Origin of the sequence: Serratia sp. CY82433, from assembly GCF_052166535.1 — a bacterium.
Taxonomy (GTDB): domain Bacteria; phylum Pseudomonadota; class Gammaproteobacteria; order Enterobacterales; family Enterobacteriaceae; genus Serratia; species Serratia sarumanii.
In genome coordinates this window covers 1,216,601-1,232,803 of the sequence record NZ_JBJNOR010000001.1, presented here as the reverse complement: position 1 = coordinate 1,232,803, position 16,203 = coordinate 1,216,601, and the positions used below count along the sequence as shown (strand labels likewise).

Here is a 16,203-nt window from a genome sequence, read left to right as displayed (position 1 = left end):
GCAGATGCCGCCCTTTACTTTCATATCGGCCGAAACTCCAACGTGCCGTTGTTGACCGCTTCGTAAACCGCGGCCGTTGGCGGCTTAGGCAAACGCGCATTGACGATTGCCTTTATCGCGGCCTGGCAAAGTTGCGGCTCCCCTTGTTCAGCCCGAACGCTGATCAGCAGACCATCCGGCGCCAGCTTGATGCGCAATGTACAACTTCTGCCTGAGTAGGCTTCTGCATCTTTCAAATGGCTTTGAATCACGGCCAGCAACTGGGCAAAATACTGTTCTTTCTCTTTTCCCGGCGCAGGCGTCTTTGGGTCACCAAGGTTGGCAAAATGGTCATCGGCCTCTTTATTCGCCGGATCGGTTTGGCTGGGGACAGTGCTCTTGGCACACCCCGTTAATGCCAGTGCGAGCATCGCCGCCAATAAGGTGGCGGCGCCGGTTTTATAGCCTGAATGCGTTATTTTCATATCCCTGTCCTTATGGATGATTATCAGCCGAATCAACGTTGTATTCGAAAAGATCCCCGGTGAATACTTATACAGAATTAACGCCAAACCACCAATGACATCACGCACTGGCGCGCGGAAAATCGTGAGTAGATGATGATATGAAACCCTAACCCCCTCACCGGGCCGCACGCCTGAGCCCCCTGACCTGTCGACATCTCCCGAATGGGTAATCACCCCATCAATAAATTAAGTTATTCTTACTTTTTTATCCCACCATAAGCACTTTCAACCCTGGCAATCTGGAAAATCTGCCTATACTTATTTTCCTGATATTAAATTCGTTTAAGTAACCAGGATGGTAGGTATGAAAAGCAAACGACTCTTTGCCGCGCTTCTTGCTGCAACTACGGTGATGTTCATTGCGGGCTGCGCTTCCAATCAGGCGATCAAAACAACGGATGGCAAGACCATTGTCACCGACGGCAAACCTCAGGTCGATACAGATACCGGGTTAGTCTCCTATCGAAACGCTGAAACGGGCAAAACGGAACAGATCAATCGAGACCAGATTGCAAACATGAGTGAGTTGGATAACTAAAAGGAGCTTCAAATGAAAAAAACGCTTGTTCTTCCCGCGATCGCCCTGGTTGCCATCGCCGCACTGTCAGGCTGCACACGCACCAGCTACGCCATCCATACCCACGACGGTCGAACGCTCATCAGTGACGGCAAGCCGAAAGAAACTTCTGCCGGGTTGCTCGGTTATACCGACGCCAATGGCGTTAAACAGCAAATCAACAAGACGGAAGTCAAAGAGGTTTCAGAGATCCCTCATTAAGGTTCCGATAATCTCAGCCAGCTAACACCAAGGGAGCCAATGGCTCCCTTTCTACTCTAAACCCGGCGTACTTGCCTGCATTTAACGATAACGTCGAACACCTGACATTTCAGCGCCAACGTTCCCGGGTTTGCCATACGGATCTCTCCTTTCCCTGCGTCGAACAGCTATAATCCAAGAAGTGGAGTTATTTGATAATGATAAGGAGGGAGTATGTATAAAACTATCTTGGTTCCAGTCGATATTACCGAGCCGGAATTAACGCAGCAGGTCATCCCACATGTCAACGCGCTCGCCAGGCTCGAAGACTCCCACGTCCATTTCCTGGCGGTGATCCCGTCACGCGCCACCTACGCCGCTTTCGGCTTTGCCGCCACCGCGGCGATAGAAACCAAAGACGAAATCATTGCGGTAGCGACCGAAGGGTTGGCGAAAGCGGCCAAAGAATTCAGCGTGCCTGAAGATAGAGTGACCACGCACGTGGCCGTCGGCGATCCTAAAGATCAGATCCTGGAACTCGCTGATGCGCTTAACGCGGAGATTATTGTGATGGGTTCCAACCGCCCTTCTGCGATCACTTACCTCCTCGGCTCCAATGCCACCGCCGTCGTGCGCCACGCCAATTGCCCGGTGCTGGTGGTGCGTGAATCGGCCAATCCTTGATATCCCATGCCCATTCGAACAATAAAAAAACGGGAGCCCTAAGGCTCCCGCTCTTATTCAAACGCCAAACACACTTACATGTGCTCTACGATAGCGTCGCCAAACTCTGAACATTTCAGCAGTTTAGCGCCTTCCATCAGGCGTTCGAAGTCATAGGTCACGGTCTTGGCGGCAATAGCGCCTTCCATGCCCTTAACGATCAGGTCAGCCGCTTCGAACCAGCCCATGTGACGCAGCATCATCTCTGCGGACAGGATGATGGAGCCTGGGTTCACTTTGTCCTGGCCGGCGTACTTCGGCGCGGTGCCGTGAGTCGCTTCGAACAGCGCGCAGTCGGAGCCGATGTTGGCGCCCGGCGCGATGCCGATGCCGCCGACCTGGGCCGCCAGGGCGTCGGAGATGTAGTCACCGTTCAGGTTCATACAGGCGATCACGTCGTATTCCGCCGGGCGCAGCAGGATCTGCTGCAGGAAGGCGTCGGCGATCACGTCTTTAACTACGATCTCTTTGCCGGTGTTCGGGTTCTTGATCTTCAGCCATGGGCCGCCGTCGATCAGCTCACCGCCGAACTCTTCGCGCGCCAGCTCATAGCCCCAATCCTTGAAGGCACCTTCGGTGAACTTCATGATGTTGCCTTTGTGAACCAGGGTCACGGAGTCGCGGTCGTTGGTGATGGCGTATTCGATCGCCGCACGCACCAGACGCTTGGTCCCTTCTTCGGAGCATGGCTTCACGCCGATACCGCACTGCTCTGGGAAGCGGATTTTCTTCACGCCCATTTCGTCGCGCAGGAATTTGATCACTTTGTCCGCTTCGGCGGAGCCGGCTTTCCACTCGATGCCGGCGTAGATGTCTTCGGCGTTTTCACGGAAGATCACCATGTCGGTCAACTCAGGCTGTTTCACCGGGCTTGGGGTGCCCTGGTAGTAACGCACCGGGCGCAGGCACACGTACAGGTCCAGCTGCTGGCGCAGGGCCACGTTCAGAGAACGGATGCCGCCGCCGACCGGGGTGGTCAGGGGGCCTTTGATGGCGACGCGGTAGTCGCGGATCAGGTCCAGAGTTTCGTCCGGCAGCCACACGTCTTTACCGTAAACGTGGGTAGATTTTTCGCCGGTGTAGATTTCCATCCAGGAGATTTTACGTTCGCCGTGGTAAGCCTTTTTAACGGCCGCATCAACCACGTGGATCATGGCAGGAGTCACGTCAACGCCGATGCCGTCGCCTTCGATGAACGGGATGATCGGGTTATGAGGAACAACCAGTTTACCCTGGGCGTCAACCGTGATTTTTTTACCTTCTGCCGGAACAACTACTTTGCTTTCCATCAACCTCTCCTTCAAGCGCAATTTTGTTAATGCTTTGTAAGATGCGTGTAGATACTACTTGAATATTCGGTCCGCGCCAATCCGAAACGGATTCGGTTATAATGCGCTTATCATCCGTAATCTCAACCGTTATGAAAAAATTCTCTGTTAGAAATCACAAAGTTAAACGATTCAGCAAGCCGAATGCCGCCAAACCCGCCGCGCCGAAAGGGCCGCGCCGAATTGTGTTATTCAACAAGCCCTTCGACGTGCTGCCGCAGTTCACCGACGAAGCCGGCCGCGCCACGCTGAAAGAGTACATCCCCTTCCCCGACGTTTACGCCGCCGGGCGCCTGGATCGCGACAGCGAAGGGCTGCTGGTGCTGACCAACGACGGCCAGCTGCAGGCGCAGCTCACCCAGCCGGGCAAACGCACCGGCAAAATCTATTATGTGCAGGTCGAGGGCGCGCCGCAGGAGAGCGATCTGGCGCCGCTGCGCAGCGGCGTCACGCTGAAAGACGGCCCCACGCTGCCCGCCGGGGTGGAGTTGGTGGCCGAACCGCAGTGGCTGTGGCCACGCAACCCGCCGATCCGCGAACGTAAATCCATCCCCACTTGCTGGCTGAAAATCACCCTGTATGAAGGGCGAAATCGCCAGGTGCGTCGCATGACGGCGCATATCGGGTTCCCTACCCTGCGCCTGATTCGCTACAGTATGGGTAATCTTTCGCTGGGTTCACTGCAACCTGGTGAATGGAAAAGCATCGATTCCCTGTGGACCGATCACTGATGGAGGCGCCATGAGGAACACACTGACCGCGCTGCTGTTCACCGCACTGGCGGCCCCGCTCGCCGCCCAGGCCGCCAGCTTCGACTGCGCCAAGGCGGCAGGCAGCGATGAACGCGCCAAGGCGGCAGGCAGCGATGAACGCGCCATCTGCGCCGACCGCACGCTGAACGATCTGGACGTGCAAATGGCCACAAAATACCAATTCCTGCGCGGCCTGTTCGCCATGGGCGCGCGCGGCGCGATGCAGGACAGCCAGCAGGACTGGCTAGCAAAACGCCAGCGGTGCGGCGGCGATACCGCCTGCCTGCTCAAAAGCTATCGCACCCGCATCGCCGAGCTGGACGACATCTACCGGCGCATCGACAAACCGCTGTAAGGAGAGCGCATGTTCAAACCGCACGTCACCGTGGCCTGCGTGGTGCACGCCGCCGGCAAATTTTTAGTGGTCGAAGAGACCATCAACGGCAAAGCGCTGTGGAACCAGCCGGCCGGCCACCTGGAGGCCGACGAGACGCTGGTGCAGGCCGCCGAGCGCGAGCTGTGGGAAGAGACCGGCATCCGCGCCGCGCCGCAGGCGTTCCTGCGCCTGCACCAGTGGATCGCGCCGGATCGCACGCCGTTCCTGCGTTTTTGCTTCGTTATCGAGCTGGAACAGCCGCTGCCGACCGAGCCGCACGACAGCGACATCGATCGCTGCCTGTGGCTAAGCGCCGACGAGATCTTGCAGGCGCCCAACCTGCGTTCCGCGCTGGTGGCGGAGAGCATTCGCAGCTACCAGCAGCCGGAGCGCTACCCGCTGTCGTTGGTCGGCAGCTTCGCCTGGCCGTTTTAAGGGCGCGGGGCAGCACAAGATGAACAGTGCACCGGAGCGGCCAACGTGGTAAAATCCTGCGCTTGTTTTTATCAGCACGGTTCGTGTTCAAGTTCGTGAGATCCCCATGTCAGACAACAGCCAGAAAAAAGTAATCGTCGGTATGTCCGGCGGCGTCGACTCTTCCGTTACCGCCTATCTGTTACAGCAACAGGGCTATCAGGTCGCTGGGCTGTTCATGAAGAACTGGGAAGAAGACGACGACGAAGAGTACTGCTCCGCCGCGACCGATCTGGCCGACGCGCAAGCGGTCTGCGACAAGCTGGGCATCGAACTGCACACGGTGAACTTTGCGGCGGAATACTGGGACAACGTGTTTGAGCTGTTCCTGGAAGAGTACAAGGCCGGCCGCACGCCGAACCCGGACATCCTGTGCAATAAAGAGATCAAATTCAAGGCCTTCCTGGAGTTCGCCGCCGAAGATCTGGGGGCCGATTTCATCGCCACCGGCCACTACGTGCGCCGCCAGGACGTGGACGGCAAAAGCCGCCTGCTGCGCGGCGTCGACGGCAACAAGGATCAGAGCTACTTCCTCTACACCCTGAGCCACGAGCAGGTGGCGCAAAGCCTGTTCCCGGTCGGCGAGCTGGAGAAGCCGGAGGTGCGCCGCATCGCCGAGCAGTTGGAGCTGGTCACCGCCAAGAAGAAAGATTCTACCGGCATCTGCTTTATCGGCGAGCGCAAGTTCCGCGACTTCCTCGGCCGTTACCTGCCGGCGCAGCCGGGCCCGATCGTCAGCGTTGACGGCCAGACCGTCGGCGAGCACCAGGGCCTGATGTATCACACCCTGGGCCAGCGCAAAGGGCTGGGCATCGGCGGCCTGAAAGACAGCAGCGAAGATCCGTGGTACGTGGTGGATAAAGACGTGGCCAACAACGTGCTGGTGGTCGCCCAGGGGCACGATCACCCGCGCCTGATGTCTACCGGCCTTATCGCGCAGCAGTTGCACTGGGTGGATCGCCTGCCGCTGAGCGGCCCGTTCCGCTGCACGGTGAAGACCCGCTATCGCCAGCAGGATATCCCTTGCACCGTGACCCCGCTCGACAGCGAACGCATCGAAGTGCGTTTCGACGAGCCGGTCTCCGCCGTCACCCCCGGCCAGTCGGCGGTGTTCTACCAGGGCGAAATTTGCCTCGGCGGCGGCATCATCGAACAGCGCCTGGCGTAACTGCCCGGCAAAAGAAAAACGCTGCGTTTACCGCAGCGTTTTTTTTATTCAAAATTCCACCTGCGCCCCCAGTTCGATCACCCGATTCGGCGGGATTTCGAACAGATCCGGCGCGCGCAGCGCATTGCGCTGCAACAGCTGGAACACCTTGCCGCGCACGCGCAAATACCAGGGCCGCTTGCCCAGCACCAGCGTATCGCGCGACATAAAGAACGAGGTTTCGTTCATGGTGAAGCTCATCCCCTCCAGCCCACAGCGGTAAAGGATGTCCGTGACGTTGGGCGTCTCGCGCCAGCCGTAGCTCGCCACCACCCGCCAGAAACTCGCCGACAGCTGTTCGATCGTCACCCGCTGCACGTTATGCACGTACGGCATGTCGGTGGTGACGATGGTCAGCAGCACCACGCGCTCATGCAGCACCTTGTTGTGCTTCAGGTTATGCAACAGCACCAGCGGCACCGCGTGCGGCGTACGCTCCATAAACACCGCGGTGCCCGGCACCCGCTTCGGCGGCGCCTCCTCCAGCGACTCGATCAGCGCGCTCAGCCCCTCCTGGTTGTCGCGCAGCCGGCGGATCAGACGTGAACGCTCGGTCTTCCAGGTCAGCATGATCAGCAGAATCATCAGCCCAAGCACCACCGGCAGCCAGCCGCCGGTCGCCAGCTTGATCAGGTTGGCGCCGAACAGCGGTACGTCGATGCACAGCATGACAACCAGCATCAGCCCGCCCAGCGCGCGCGGCCAGCCCCAGTTTTTCACCGCCACGATGCTCAGTAAAATCGACGACAGCAGCATGGTGCCGGTCACCACGATGCCGTAAGCCGAGGCCAGGTTGCTGGAGTGTTTGAAACTGATAATCACGATCAGCACCGCTGCGAACAGCAGCCAGTTCACCACCGGAATGTAGATCTGCCCGGACTCCTGATCGGAGGTATAGATGATGCGCATCGGCGGCAGGTAGCCTAGCCGCACCGCCTGCCGCGTCAGCGAGAACACGCCGGAGATTACCGCCTGCGAGGCGATCACCGTCGCCAGCGTGGCGATCACCAGCAGCGGGATCAGCGCCCAGGTCGGCGCCAGCAGGAAGAACGGGTTGTTGATCGCCGCCGGATTGGTCAGCAACAGCGCCCCCTGGCCGAAGTAGTTCAGCACCAGCGCCGGCGCCACCAGCGTAAACCACGCCAGACGGATCGGCTTTTTACCGAAGTGGCCCATATCGGCGTACAGCGCTTCGGCGCCGGTGACCGACAGCACCACCATGCCCAGCGCAAAGAACGACACCGTCTTGTATTCGAGGAAGAAATTCACCGCCCAGTAAGGGTTCAGCGCCCGCAGCACGCCAGGGTGCTGCAGAATGCCGCCGATGCCCAGCAGCGCGAGCGTCAGGAACCAGATAACCATCGCCGGGGCGAACAGTTTGCCGACGCTGCCGGTGCCGCGCTTTTGTATCGCGAACAACGCGGTCAGCACCAGCAGCGACAGCGGCACGATAAAGCTGTCCAGTTCGGGGGCGATAATCTGCAGCCCCTCGATGGCCGAAAGCACCGAAATGGCCGGGGTGATCACCCCGTCGCCGTAAAAGAAGCTGCCGCCCACCAGCCCGATCAGCACCGCCGCCGGCACCCAGCGCGCATCCAGCCTGCGGATCGCCAGCGACATCAGCGTCAGGATCCCGCCCTCGCCGTCATTGTCGGCGCGCATCACGAAACAAATGTATTTAATGGACACCACCAGCGTCAGCAGCCAGAAAATCAGCGACAAAAAGCCGTAGATTGAGGCCGGCGTCATGGTGATGCCCTCCTCCGCCGTCAGGCATTCGCGCAGGGTATACAGCGGGCTGGTGCCGATATCGCCGTACACCACGCCGATGGCCGCCAGCGTTACCGCCGGCAGCGGCTGCTTGTTTTTTACGTGCATATGAAGATCTTTATTTGAGGGCTCACGTTGGCAGTATAGATGCAGCCGCCGCACTTTATTTGCCGCCGCAACAATAAGTTCGCGCCGCCGCGCCGGCGATTTTCGCCGCCTGTCTGCGCAGTTCTGCGCCGTACGGCGCCTCCGCCTCGTCTCGGGCGTATTAGACGCTGGGTTTAGCCTCGATTTTGTGGCATGATCCGCGGCATTCGTTGTCATCGTTGTTACAGCCACGCCCGTTCGTTACCGTTCGCGGCCGCCGCCGTTACCCCTGCGATACACACAACCTTATGCAGTAAGCCATGTACCGTTCACAGCGTTTACAGGAGTAATCGTGGCGAAGAATTATTATGACATCACGCTGGCCATGGCGGGTATCAGCCAGTCGGCGCGTTTGGTTCAGCAGTTGGCCCATGAAGGGCAATGCAACCGCGAAGCCTTTCAGACCTCGCTGAAAAGCCTGCTGCAGATGGACCCGCCCTCCACGCTGGCGGTGTTCGGCGGTGAAGAACGCAATTTGATGGTCGGCCTCGAAACCCTGATGGGCGTGCTTAACGCCAACAACAAAGGGCCGGGCGCGGAACTGACCCGCTACACCATCAGCCTGATGGTGCTGGAGCGCAAGCTCAACGCCAACAAACAGGCGATGAACACGCTCGGTGAACGCCTCAGCCAGCTCGAACGCCAGCTGGCGCACTTCGATCTTGAGTCGGACACCATCATCAGCGCGCTGGCCGGCATTTACGTCGACGTGGTCAGCCCGCTCGGGCCGCGCATCCAGGTGACCGGCTCGCCGGCTATCTTGCAGAACCCGCAGGTGCAGGCCAAGGTTCGCGCCACGCTGCTGGCCGGCATTCGCGCCGCCGTGCTGTGGCAACAGGTCGGCGGCAGCCGCCTGCAGTTAATGTTTTCCCGTAATCGTCTGTTCAAACAGGCGCAAAATATCGTTGCTCATTGTTAATCGATCCCAGGAGTTGCTACCGATGGAATTATCCTCACTGACCGCCGTTTCCCCCGTTGATGGACGCTACGGTGATAAAGTCAGCGCACTGCGCCCCATTTTCAGCGAATACGGTCTGCTGAAATTCCGCGTACAGGTTGAAGTACGTTGGCTGCAAAAACTGGCGGCCTGCGCAGAAATCAAGGAAGTTCCCGCTTTTGACGCCGACGCAAACGCTTTCCTCGACAAAATCGTCGCGGAATTCAATGAAGAAGACGCTCAGCGCATCAAAACCATCGAGCGCACCACCAACCACGACGTGAAAGCGGTCGAGTATTTCCTGAAGGAAAAAGTGGCGGCGGTGCCTGCGCTGCACGCGGTGTCCGAGTTCATCCACTTCGCCTGCACCTCCGAAGACATCAACAACCTGTCGCACGCGCTGATGCTGCAAAGCGCCCGTCAGGACGTGGTGCTGCCTTACTGGCGCAAGATCATCGACGCGCTGAAAGGGCTGGCGCTGGAATACCGCGATATTCCGCTACTGTCGCGCACCCACGGCCAGCCGGCGACCCCGTCGACCGTCGGCAAAGAATTCGCCAACGTGGCTTACCGCATGGAGCGCCAGTACCGCCAGCTGGAGCGCGTGGAGATCATGGGTAAAATCAACGGCGCGGTCGGCAACTACAACGCCCACATCGTCGCTTACCCGGAAGTGGACTGGCATCAGTTCAGCGAAGCGTTCGTGACCTCGCTCGGCATCACCTGGAACCCGTACACCACCCAGATCGAGCCGCATGACTACATCGCCGAGCTGTTCGACTGCGTAGCGCGTTTCAACACCATTCTGATCGACTTCGACCGCGACATCTGGGGCTACATCGCCCTGAACCACTTCAAGCAGAAGACCATCGCCGGCGAAATCGGTTCTTCCACCATGCCGCACAAGGTCAACCCGATCGACTTCGAAAACTCCGAAGGCAACCTGGGCCTGGCCAACGCCGTGCTGGGCCACCTGGCGGGCAAACTGCCGGTGTCCCGCTGGCAGCGCGACCTGACCGATTCCACCGTGCTGCGTAATCTGGGCGTTGGCCTGGGCTACGCGCTGATCGCCTATCAGGCCACCCTGAAAGGCATCAGCAAGCTGGAAGTGAACCAGGCGCACCTGCTGGACGAACTGGATCACAACTGGGAAGTGCTGGCCGAGCCGATCCAGACCGTGATGCGCCGCTACGGCATCGAGAAACCTTACGAGAAGCTGAAAGAGCTGACCCGCGGCAAGCGCGTGGATGCCGCCGGCATGCAGGCGTTCATCGATGGCCTGGCGCTGCCGGAAGAAGAGAAAACCCGTCTGAAGGCGATGACCCCGGCCAACTATATCGGCCGCGCCACCACCATGGTCGACGAGCTGAAGTAAGCGCTTTAGCCTGACAACGACAAGGCGGCCCGCGGGCCGCCTTTTTCTTTGCTATTCGCCGCGCAGCACCTGCAACCGGGCTATCTGCCGCCCCTGCGCATCGAAGTTGTCCGCACTCAGCCAGCGCGCCAGCGCCTGCCGCACCGTCGGCCAGCGGTCGGCGGTGATGGCGAACCAGTCGGTATCCCGGCTGCGCCCCTTGACGATCACCGCGAAGCGGAAGTTGCCCTCGTAGCGAAAGCCAAAGCGCAGCGCGGCCTGGCGGGACGGCGCGTTATGACTGTCGCACTTCCACTCGCAGCGGCGGTAGCCCAGCGTGTCGAAGGCATAGCGCAGCAGCAGCGCGATGGCCTCGGTGGCGCTGGAGCGCTGTTTCATCAACGGCGACCAGCTGACGTGGCCGATCTCCAGCACCCCGTTGGCTTCGTCGATGCGCATCAGCGCCACCGTGCCCATCAGCGCATCGCTGGTGGCGTCGAACACCGTCAGATTAACCAGCGCCGGGTTGGCCTGCAGCGTCTCCAGATGCTGCAACATCGCCGCCGGCGTATCGGGCCGTTCGATGGACAGATAGGTCCAGTCGCGGCCGTCCGGCGCCAGTTGAAACGCCTCGAACAGCGCGGCGTAATCCCGCTGCGGCTCGAGCGGCGCCAGCGAGCAGAAACGCCCGCCGAGCGTCGCGCCGCCGGGGCGGCGAGCCGGCTGCCAATCCGGCATCGGTTCTCCGACCGGCTGACCATAACGATTCATTGCCATACACGCCTCCTGCGGTTAACGGGTATAAACGATAAACGAGCTTCTTCTGCCGATTTTGTCGTACAGCGAGCGCGCCGGCGCGTTGTACTCCTGGGTCATCCAGTAGACCCGATCGCTGCCGCGCGCCTCCGCCAGTCGATACGCCTGTTCGAACAGCTTTTCCGACACCTTGTGGCCGCGCGCCTGCGGCGACACATAGAGATCCTCGATATAACAATAGCCGACCGCGCTCCAGGTGGACGGATGGAACACCAGGTTCATCAGCCCCAGCAGTTGGCCGTCGGCATCCTGCGCCACCAGCCCGTACACCTGTTCATCCTGCCCCAGGCGTTCGAAGGTGCGATCGGTCACCTGCGGCGCCACGTCGGCGCGATAAAAATCGAGATAGCCCTGCCACAGCGCCAGCCACTGTGCTTTGTCGTCGCCATTGATTCTGCGGATAGTCACTTCAGGGTTGTATGGGTTCATAGCGCCTCACGGAGTAAGATGTTATTTCCATTGGGGAAATAACCGGATAGCGGCAGAATACACCGCGCGGCGACGGTACAATACGGACCAATACGAAACGCAGAGCAGACCAATTTTAGCCGTCGCTTGCCACCGGCAGCGCGTTGAACACCTGCGCCAGCGTCGCGATAAAGCGCACGATCTCATCCGGCGTATAGGCCGAGAAGCCGAGCACCAGCGCCCCGCGCTGCGGCGTGCCGGTATAGAAGTCCGCCAGGCCGTACAGCCGAATTCCCCGTTCGGCGGCCGCCGCCACCAGCCGCCGCTCCGTCGCCGCATCCGCCAACGGGCACACCAGCTGCAGCCCGCCCTGCGGCAACGCCGGGCGCGTCCAGGCCGCCAGGTGACGATGCACCGCGTCGTACAGCACGTTCAACCGCGCCTTGTACAACGTGCGCATATTGCGCAGATGCTCGGCGTAGCCGCCCTCGTGCAGGAAGTGGAACAGCGTCATCTGCGCCAGCGCCGACGTGTAGCCGTCCTGAAACTGCCTGGCGGCGACCAATGGCCGCACCAGCTGCGGCGGCGCAATCATGAAACCGATGCGCAGCCCCGGAAACAGCGTCTTGCTGAAGGTGCCGATGTACAGCGTGCGCCCGCCGCTGTCCAGCCCCTGCAATGCCGCCTTGGTTTGCCGGTCATAGTTGAACTCGGCGTCGTAGTCGTCTTCGATGATCCAGGCCCGCTGCCGCTGCGCCCACTGCAGCAGCGCCAGCCGCCGCTCGAGGCTCAGCGAATACCCCAGCGGGTAGTGATGGGACGGCGTGATGTAAACGCCCCGTCCGCCGCCCGAGGCCTGCATCAACTGCCCGACGTCCAATCCCTGCTCGTCGATGCCGATCGGCCGCGCCTGCAGCCCCGCCGACTGCACCAGCTTTTTCGCCCCCTGGTAACCCGGCTCTTCGACGAACACCGCATCGCCGGGATCGAACAGCACCTGGGTACACAGCGCCAACGCCTGCTGAGAGCTGGTCACCACGATCACCTGTTCCGCCGTCGCCTTCACGCCCCGCTCCCGCTGCAGATAGCGCGCGATCTCCGCGCGCAGCTCCGGCAACCCTTGCGGATCGGCATACCCCAACAGCCGCTCGCCGTGCCGCCGTAGCGCCTGCTTTTCCTGCTGCAGCCATTGCTCGATGGGAAACGCCCGCAGGTCCGCCAGCGAAGGCGTCAGCGAAGCCTGGCGGCTGGTGTGCGGCGTATGGCTGACCGCCAGCAGCGCCCGGCCGCAATCGCTCAGCTCGCGCTCCGCCAACCGCGCCTCTTGCCCTGCCGCCGTCGCCAGCAGTTCACGGCCGAGCAGCGTGTCGCAGCGATAACGCACAAAGCTGCCGCGCCCCACCGTTCGGCTGATGAACCCCTCCGCTTCCAGCCGCGCGTAGGTCTGTTCCACCGTGTCGCGCGCCACCGTCAGCCGGGCCGCCAACGCGCGGCTCGGCGGCAGCTGCGTCCGCCAGGCCAGTTCTCCGGCGGCGATTAGTTGTATCAGGGCCTGATGCAGCGCCGAACGCCGGGTCAGGCCTTGCCGCCGCTGCTGCGCGAAGGCGGCCAGGATCGCCGCGTCGTCCGCGTGTCGTGGGGTATCGCTCATGGGGTATTTGTTTCTCCTGGCTCAGGGGGCCGACGCACTACTCTACCTCATTTCACCCCGGCGGCGGCGGCAGTTGCGCTGCCCGGCGAAATCCCCTTAAATAAGCCATCGCATTGCGGCTACAGGACTTCCGTCGGCTATGAGCAAGGAGACCAACCAGCGTCTGCTGGACAAACTGCAGCAGGATCTGGCCAGCGCGGGCGCGATGCCGCTGTATTTGCGCTTCAACGCCTCGGTGCGCAAGGCCATCGAGCAGGGGTTGCTGAATGCGGGGGATTTTTTGCCCAGCGAGCGCCTGTTCACCGAACGGCTCGGCATCTCGCGCATCACGGTGCGCAAGGCGCTGGCCTGCCTCGAACAGGACGGCATCATCGGCCGTTCGCGCGGCTACGGCACCTTTATTCAACCGCAGCGGCCCGAGCCGAAGCTGTTCTATTCATTGGCGGACGTCAAAGGATTCTCGCGCGAGGTAATACAGCAGGGGCGCCGGCCGGACACGCAGTGGATCAGCCGCGAACGGATACCCGCCGGCGCTGAGCTGGCTGAAAAGCTCCAGCTGGCGGCCGGAACGCCGATCTACCAACTCAAACGCATTCACCTGATCGATCGGCGGCCAATGTCGGTGGCGGTGTCCTACGTGGTGGCGGCGGCGATTGCCAACGTCGACGAGATCGGCATCTCGCTGTACGATTACTTCCGGCGCAATAAGGTGGAGATGGGATCGCTGCGCAGCCAGGTCAGCGCCGCGATGGCCGACGACGATATCCGTCAGGCGCTGCGGCTCTCGGAGCCGATGCCGCTGCTGATCGTGCGCCAGACGCTGTTCGACCACCAAAAAAAGCCGATCGAATACAGTGAAAGCTTCTGCCGCAGCGACATGTACGAATTTACCAGCGAAAGCTGACCCGTTGCGTCACGCGGCGGCTTACGACTCGCCCTGCCGGCGGCGGCGAAAACGCGCGAACGCCTGAACATAAGCCCCGATATCCAGCGGATTCACCCGTTTTAACTCCGCCAGCAGCCCCGGCTCAATCGCCTCGGCGCCGTGCAGCGCGCCGCAAATCGCGGTGGCCATCGCGCCGATGGTGTCGGTATCGCCGCCCAGGTTGGCGCACAGCACGGCGCACCGGGTAGGGTCGGTTTGCGCCAGCTGCACCATCGCCAGTGCTGCGGGCACCGACTCGATAGTGCTCACCCCGGCCCCGATCAGCTGATACACCCGCTCGGAGGCCTGCTCGGTGCCGATGGCTTCATCCACCACCTGAAACGCCAGTTCGATGCGCGCCGCCAGCGAAGGGCTGAACGTCGTCTCCTGCCGGCGCTGGGCATACTCCGCCACCCCCGGCAACGCCAGGCGAATGGAGGCCCAGTCAGCCCCTTCCACCGCCCGCGCCACGGCCCAGGCGATCGCCACCGCACCGGCGACGGCGATGTCGGATTTGTGCGTCGGGCTGCAGGCCAGCCACACCTGCCGGCAGAAATCCTCCAGCGGCGCGGAAGGCAGCACGCAGCCCAAAGGCGAAATGCGCATCGCCGCACCGTTGGTGATGCCGTTGTTTTCCAACTCGGCGATCGGCGTGCCCGCTTTTTGCTCGCTCAGCGCCAGTTTGGAACTGGGGCCGAGAATGTTCTTGTTGAAAGCGTCAAAACCGTCCACCCAGCGGATCACGTTGCGGGCGATCAGCTCCGGCACCACCTCGCCTTGCGCCTCCACCAGCGCATCGGCCAACGCCAATGCCATCGCGGTATCGTCGGTATATTGCCCGGCCTTGAAATAACAGGCGGCGGTGTTCTCCGCCGGCCCGTCGAGAAAGCCGTCTATCCAGCCGAAGTGGCGCTTAACCCGCTCGCGCGGCCACAGCTCGGAAGGCATGCCGAGCGCGTCGCCCAGCATCTGTCCGTAAAGTGCGCCCGCTATGCGTTCCGCCTGGGTTAACTGCTTCATCCGTCGCTCCTGAGAAAATGTGCCGATGCCTCAATAATACCTTATTAGTACCTTTAAAGCTTATCAAGCGCCCCGGCTCACACGTTCTTTCCGCGGGCAATGCCCGGCGCGTTTAAGTTGCGTTTAACGTCGCCCCGCCGCTGTTTATCCGACGTTTATCAGAACTTGTCGATAATGTCGGCGAACAAATTGATAACGCTTATTTTAATACATTGCTTCGGCTCTCTTGCGAGCCGGGCGGGTTATACCTACCATAGCCTCAGCACTTTTTGTCAACATGGTTCAGGTGGCCGCGTTATCCCCTGACACGCCGCAGAGCGTGTTCCCTTTTTATCGCGTGGGTGACAGGACGTTCACCCGCATAGTCACAGGAGTTCGCCATGCGAGTACTGGTTGTTGAAGATAATGGTCTGCTGCGCCACCACCTTTCCGTTCAGATGCGCGAGATGGGCCATCAGGTCGACGCGGCCGAAGACGCCAAGGAAGCCGATTACTTCCTGCAGGAGCACGCGCCGGATATCGCCATCGTCGATCTCGGCCTGCCGGGTGAAGACGGCCTGAGCCTGATCCGCCGCTGGCGCGCGCACCAGGCCAAGCTGCCGATCCTGGTGCTGACCGCCCGCGAAAGCTGGCAGGACAAAGTGGCGGTGCTGGAAGCCGGCGCCGACGACTATGTCACCAAGCCGTTCCACCTGGAAGAAGTGATCGCCCGCATGCAGGCGCTGATGCGCCGCAACAGCGGCCTGGCTTCGCAGGTGATCGTGCTGCCGCCGTTCCAGATCGATCTGTCGCGCCGCGAACTGAGCGTCAACGATCGGCAAATCAAGCTGACCGCCTTTGAATACACCATCATCGAAACCCTGATCCGCAACGCCGGCAAGGTGGTGAGCAAGGATTCGTTGATGCTGCAGCTCTACCCGGACGCCGAGCTGCGCGAAAGCCACACCATCGACGTGCTGATGGGCCGCTTGCGCAAGAAGGTGCAGGCGGAATACCCGCATGAAGTGATCACCACGGTACGTGGCCAGGGCTATCGTTTTGACGCGAAGTGA

The 16,203-nt window shown here is 60.9% G+C and carries 18 protein-coding genes; 11 read left to right on the top strand and 7 right to left on the bottom strand.

What is annotated here, in order from left to right; all coding sequences use genetic code 11:
* Window positions 1-20: 20 nt before the first annotated feature.
* Window positions 21-464 (bottom strand): cell envelope integrity protein TolA, encoded by a 444-nt coding sequence (gene tolA / locus ACJ8PI_RS06130; protein ID WP_079656975.1) that lies wholly within the window; start codon window positions 462-464, stop codon window positions 21-23.
* 346 nt (window positions 465-810) lie between these two features.
* On the opposite strand from tolA, the gene ACJ8PI_RS06125 reads away from it, so the two are divergent.
* The 3 genes from ACJ8PI_RS06125 to uspF all read left to right on the top strand — a co-directional run bounded on the left by ACJ8PI_RS06125 (window position 811) and on the right by uspF (window position 1,947).
* Window positions 811-1,044: a YgdI/YgdR family lipoprotein gene (locus ACJ8PI_RS06125; protein ID WP_033638227.1), complete on the top strand. Its 234-nt coding sequence runs from the start codon at window positions 811-813 to the stop codon at window positions 1,042-1,044.
* Window positions 1,045-1,056: 12 nt separating this feature from the next.
* Entirely contained in the window at window positions 1,057-1,284 is a 228-nt protein-coding gene (locus tag ACJ8PI_RS06120; protein WP_033638226.1) for a YgdI/YgdR family lipoprotein, read from the top strand.
* 213 nt (window positions 1,285-1,497) lie between these two features.
* Window positions 1,498-1,947 carry a universal stress protein UspF gene (uspF, locus tag ACJ8PI_RS06115; RefSeq protein WP_033646368.1) on the top strand — a complete coding sequence of 150 codons (450 nt, stop codon included), beginning with the start codon at window positions 1,498-1,500 and terminating at the stop codon, window positions 1,945-1,947.
* Window positions 1,948-2,021: 74 nt separating this feature from the next.
* Here the strand turns inward: uspF and icd are convergent, their stop codons facing one another.
* The gene (gene icd / locus ACJ8PI_RS06110; RefSeq protein ID WP_033638224.1) at window positions 2,022-3,275 is read right to left on the bottom strand and encodes an NADP-dependent isocitrate dehydrogenase; all 1,254 of its coding nucleotides are present in this window, start codon (window positions 3,273-3,275) and stop codon (window positions 2,022-2,024) included.
* Window positions 3,276-3,406: 131 nt separating this feature from the next.
* Here icd and rluE point away from each other — a divergent pair, with 131 nt between their 5' ends.
* The 4 genes from rluE to mnmA all read left to right on the top strand — a co-directional run bounded on the left by rluE (window position 3,407) and on the right by mnmA (window position 6,084).
* The gene (gene rluE / locus ACJ8PI_RS06105) at window positions 3,407-4,045 is read left to right on the top strand and encodes a 23S rRNA pseudouridine(2457) synthase RluE (RefSeq protein ID WP_164134150.1); all 639 of its coding nucleotides are present in this window, start codon (window positions 3,407-3,409) and stop codon (window positions 4,043-4,045) included.
* A 10-nt stretch (window positions 4,046-4,055) separates the two neighbouring features.
* Window positions 4,056-4,421: a lysozyme inhibitor LprI family protein gene (locus tag ACJ8PI_RS06100; RefSeq protein WP_164134149.1), complete on the top strand. Its 366-nt coding sequence runs from the start codon at window positions 4,056-4,058 to the stop codon at window positions 4,419-4,421.
* A gap of 9 nt (window positions 4,422-4,430) precedes the next feature.
* Window positions 4,431-4,877, top strand: coding sequence for an NUDIX hydrolase (locus tag ACJ8PI_RS06095; protein WP_041034763.1), 447 nt, complete (start codon window positions 4,431-4,433; stop codon window positions 4,875-4,877).
* 106 nt (window positions 4,878-4,983) lie between these two features.
* The gene (mnmA, locus tag ACJ8PI_RS06090) at window positions 4,984-6,084 is read left to right on the top strand and encodes a tRNA 2-thiouridine(34) synthase MnmA (RefSeq protein WP_033638220.1); all 1,101 of its coding nucleotides are present in this window, start codon (window positions 4,984-4,986) and stop codon (window positions 6,082-6,084) included.
* A 48-nt stretch (window positions 6,085-6,132) separates the two neighbouring features.
* On the opposite strand, the gene kup is transcribed toward mnmA, so the two are convergent.
* A complete protein-coding gene (kup, locus tag ACJ8PI_RS06085; RefSeq protein ID WP_048321481.1) occupies window positions 6,133-8,001 on the bottom strand; it encodes a low affinity potassium transporter Kup in 1,869 nt (622 codons plus the stop codon).
* A gap of 331 nt (window positions 8,002-8,332) precedes the next feature.
* Between kup and hflD the strand changes: the two genes are divergently transcribed.
* Together hflD and purB are read left to right on the top strand one after the other, a co-directional pair.
* Window positions 8,333-8,959, top strand: a complete 627-nt coding sequence (gene hflD, locus ACJ8PI_RS06080; protein WP_033638217.1) for a high frequency lysogenization protein HflD — start codon at window positions 8,333-8,335, stop codon at window positions 8,957-8,959.
* Window positions 8,960-8,981: 22 nt separating this feature from the next.
* A complete protein-coding gene (gene purB, locus ACJ8PI_RS06075) occupies window positions 8,982-10,352 on the top strand; it encodes an adenylosuccinate lyase (RefSeq protein ID WP_033638215.1) in 1,371 nt (456 codons plus the stop codon).
* Between the two features lie 51 nt (window positions 10,353-10,403).
* Here the strand turns inward: purB and ACJ8PI_RS06070 are convergent, their stop codons facing one another.
* From ACJ8PI_RS06070 to pdxR, 3 genes are all read right to left on the bottom strand, one after another.
* Complete coding sequence (locus ACJ8PI_RS06070) at window positions 10,404-11,108, bottom strand: GNAT family N-acetyltransferase (RefSeq protein WP_164134148.1); 705 nt, start codon at window positions 11,106-11,108, stop codon at window positions 10,404-10,406.
* A 15-nt stretch (window positions 11,109-11,123) separates the two neighbouring features.
* A complete protein-coding gene (locus tag ACJ8PI_RS06065) occupies window positions 11,124-11,576 on the bottom strand; it encodes a GNAT family N-acetyltransferase (RefSeq protein WP_049235126.1) in 453 nt (150 codons plus the stop codon).
* Window positions 11,577-11,691: 115 nt separating this feature from the next.
* Window positions 11,692-13,206, bottom strand: a complete 1,515-nt coding sequence (gene pdxR, locus ACJ8PI_RS06060; RefSeq protein WP_164134147.1) for a MocR-like pyridoxine biosynthesis transcription factor PdxR — start codon at window positions 13,204-13,206, stop codon at window positions 11,692-11,694.
* Window positions 13,207-13,345: 139 nt separating this feature from the next.
* Between pdxR and ACJ8PI_RS06055 the strand changes: the two genes are divergently transcribed.
* Window positions 13,346-14,110, top strand: a complete 765-nt coding sequence (locus ACJ8PI_RS06055) for a GntR family transcriptional regulator (RefSeq protein WP_164097456.1) — start codon at window positions 13,346-13,348, stop codon at window positions 14,108-14,110.
* Window positions 14,111-14,131: 21 nt separating this feature from the next.
* Here ACJ8PI_RS06055 and ACJ8PI_RS06050 read toward each other — a convergent pair whose 3' ends face one another.
* Window positions 14,132-15,151 carry an ADP-ribosylglycohydrolase family protein gene (locus ACJ8PI_RS06050; RefSeq protein ID WP_060417649.1) on the bottom strand — a complete coding sequence of 340 codons (1,020 nt, stop codon included), beginning with the start codon at window positions 15,149-15,151 and terminating at the stop codon, window positions 14,132-14,134.
* 380 nt (window positions 15,152-15,531) lie between these two features.
* Here ACJ8PI_RS06050 and phoP point away from each other — a divergent pair, with 380 nt between their 5' ends.
* Window positions 15,532-16,203 carry a two-component system response regulator PhoP gene (gene phoP, locus ACJ8PI_RS06045; RefSeq protein WP_033638204.1) on the top strand — a complete coding sequence of 224 codons (672 nt, stop codon included), beginning with the start codon at window positions 15,532-15,534 and terminating at the stop codon, window positions 16,201-16,203.

Coding starts and splice junctions, on each gene's coding strand:
- tolA (WP_079656975.1), bottom strand. CDS start 464: ATGAAAATAACGCATTCAGGCTATAAAACCGGCGCCGCCACCTTATTG.
- ACJ8PI_RS06125 (WP_033638227.1), top strand. CDS start 811: ATGAAAAGCAAACGACTCTTTGCCGCGCTTCTTGCTGCAACTACGGTG.
- ACJ8PI_RS06120 (WP_033638226.1), top strand. CDS start 1,057: ATGAAAAAAACGCTTGTTCTTCCCGCGATCGCCCTGGTTGCCATCGCC.
- uspF (WP_033646368.1), top strand. CDS start 1,498: ATGTATAAAACTATCTTGGTTCCAGTCGATATTACCGAGCCGGAATTA.
- icd (WP_033638224.1), bottom strand. CDS start 3,275: ATGGAAAGCAAAGTAGTTGTTCCGGCAGAAGGTAAAAAAATCACGGTT.
- rluE (WP_164134150.1), top strand. CDS start 3,407: ATGAAAAAATTCTCTGTTAGAAATCACAAAGTTAAACGATTCAGCAAG.
- ACJ8PI_RS06100 (WP_164134149.1), top strand. CDS start 4,056: ATGAGGAACACACTGACCGCGCTGCTGTTCACCGCACTGGCGGCCCCG.
- ACJ8PI_RS06095 (WP_041034763.1), top strand. CDS start 4,431: ATGTTCAAACCGCACGTCACCGTGGCCTGCGTGGTGCACGCCGCCGGC.
- mnmA (WP_033638220.1), top strand. CDS start 4,984: ATGTCAGACAACAGCCAGAAAAAAGTAATCGTCGGTATGTCCGGCGGC.
- kup (WP_048321481.1), bottom strand. CDS start 8,001: ATGCACGTAAAAAACAAGCAGCCGCTGCCGGCGGTAACGCTGGCGGCC.
- purB (WP_033638215.1), top strand. CDS start 8,982: ATGGAATTATCCTCACTGACCGCCGTTTCCCCCGTTGATGGACGCTAC.
- ACJ8PI_RS06070 (WP_164134148.1), bottom strand. CDS start 11,108: ATGGCAATGAATCGTTATGGTCAGCCGGTCGGAGAACCGATGCCGGAT.
- ACJ8PI_RS06065 (WP_049235126.1), bottom strand. CDS start 11,576: ATGAACCCATACAACCCTGAAGTGACTATCCGCAGAATCAATGGCGAC.
- pdxR (WP_164134147.1), bottom strand. CDS start 13,206: ATGAGCGATACCCCACGACACGCGGACGACGCGGCGATCCTGGCCGCC.
- ACJ8PI_RS06055 (WP_164097456.1), top strand. CDS start 13,346: ATGAGCAAGGAGACCAACCAGCGTCTGCTGGACAAACTGCAGCAGGAT.
- ACJ8PI_RS06050 (WP_060417649.1), bottom strand. CDS start 15,151: ATGAAGCAGTTAACCCAGGCGGAACGCATAGCGGGCGCACTTTACGGA.
- phoP (WP_033638204.1), top strand. CDS start 15,532: ATGCGAGTACTGGTTGTTGAAGATAATGGTCTGCTGCGCCACCACCTT.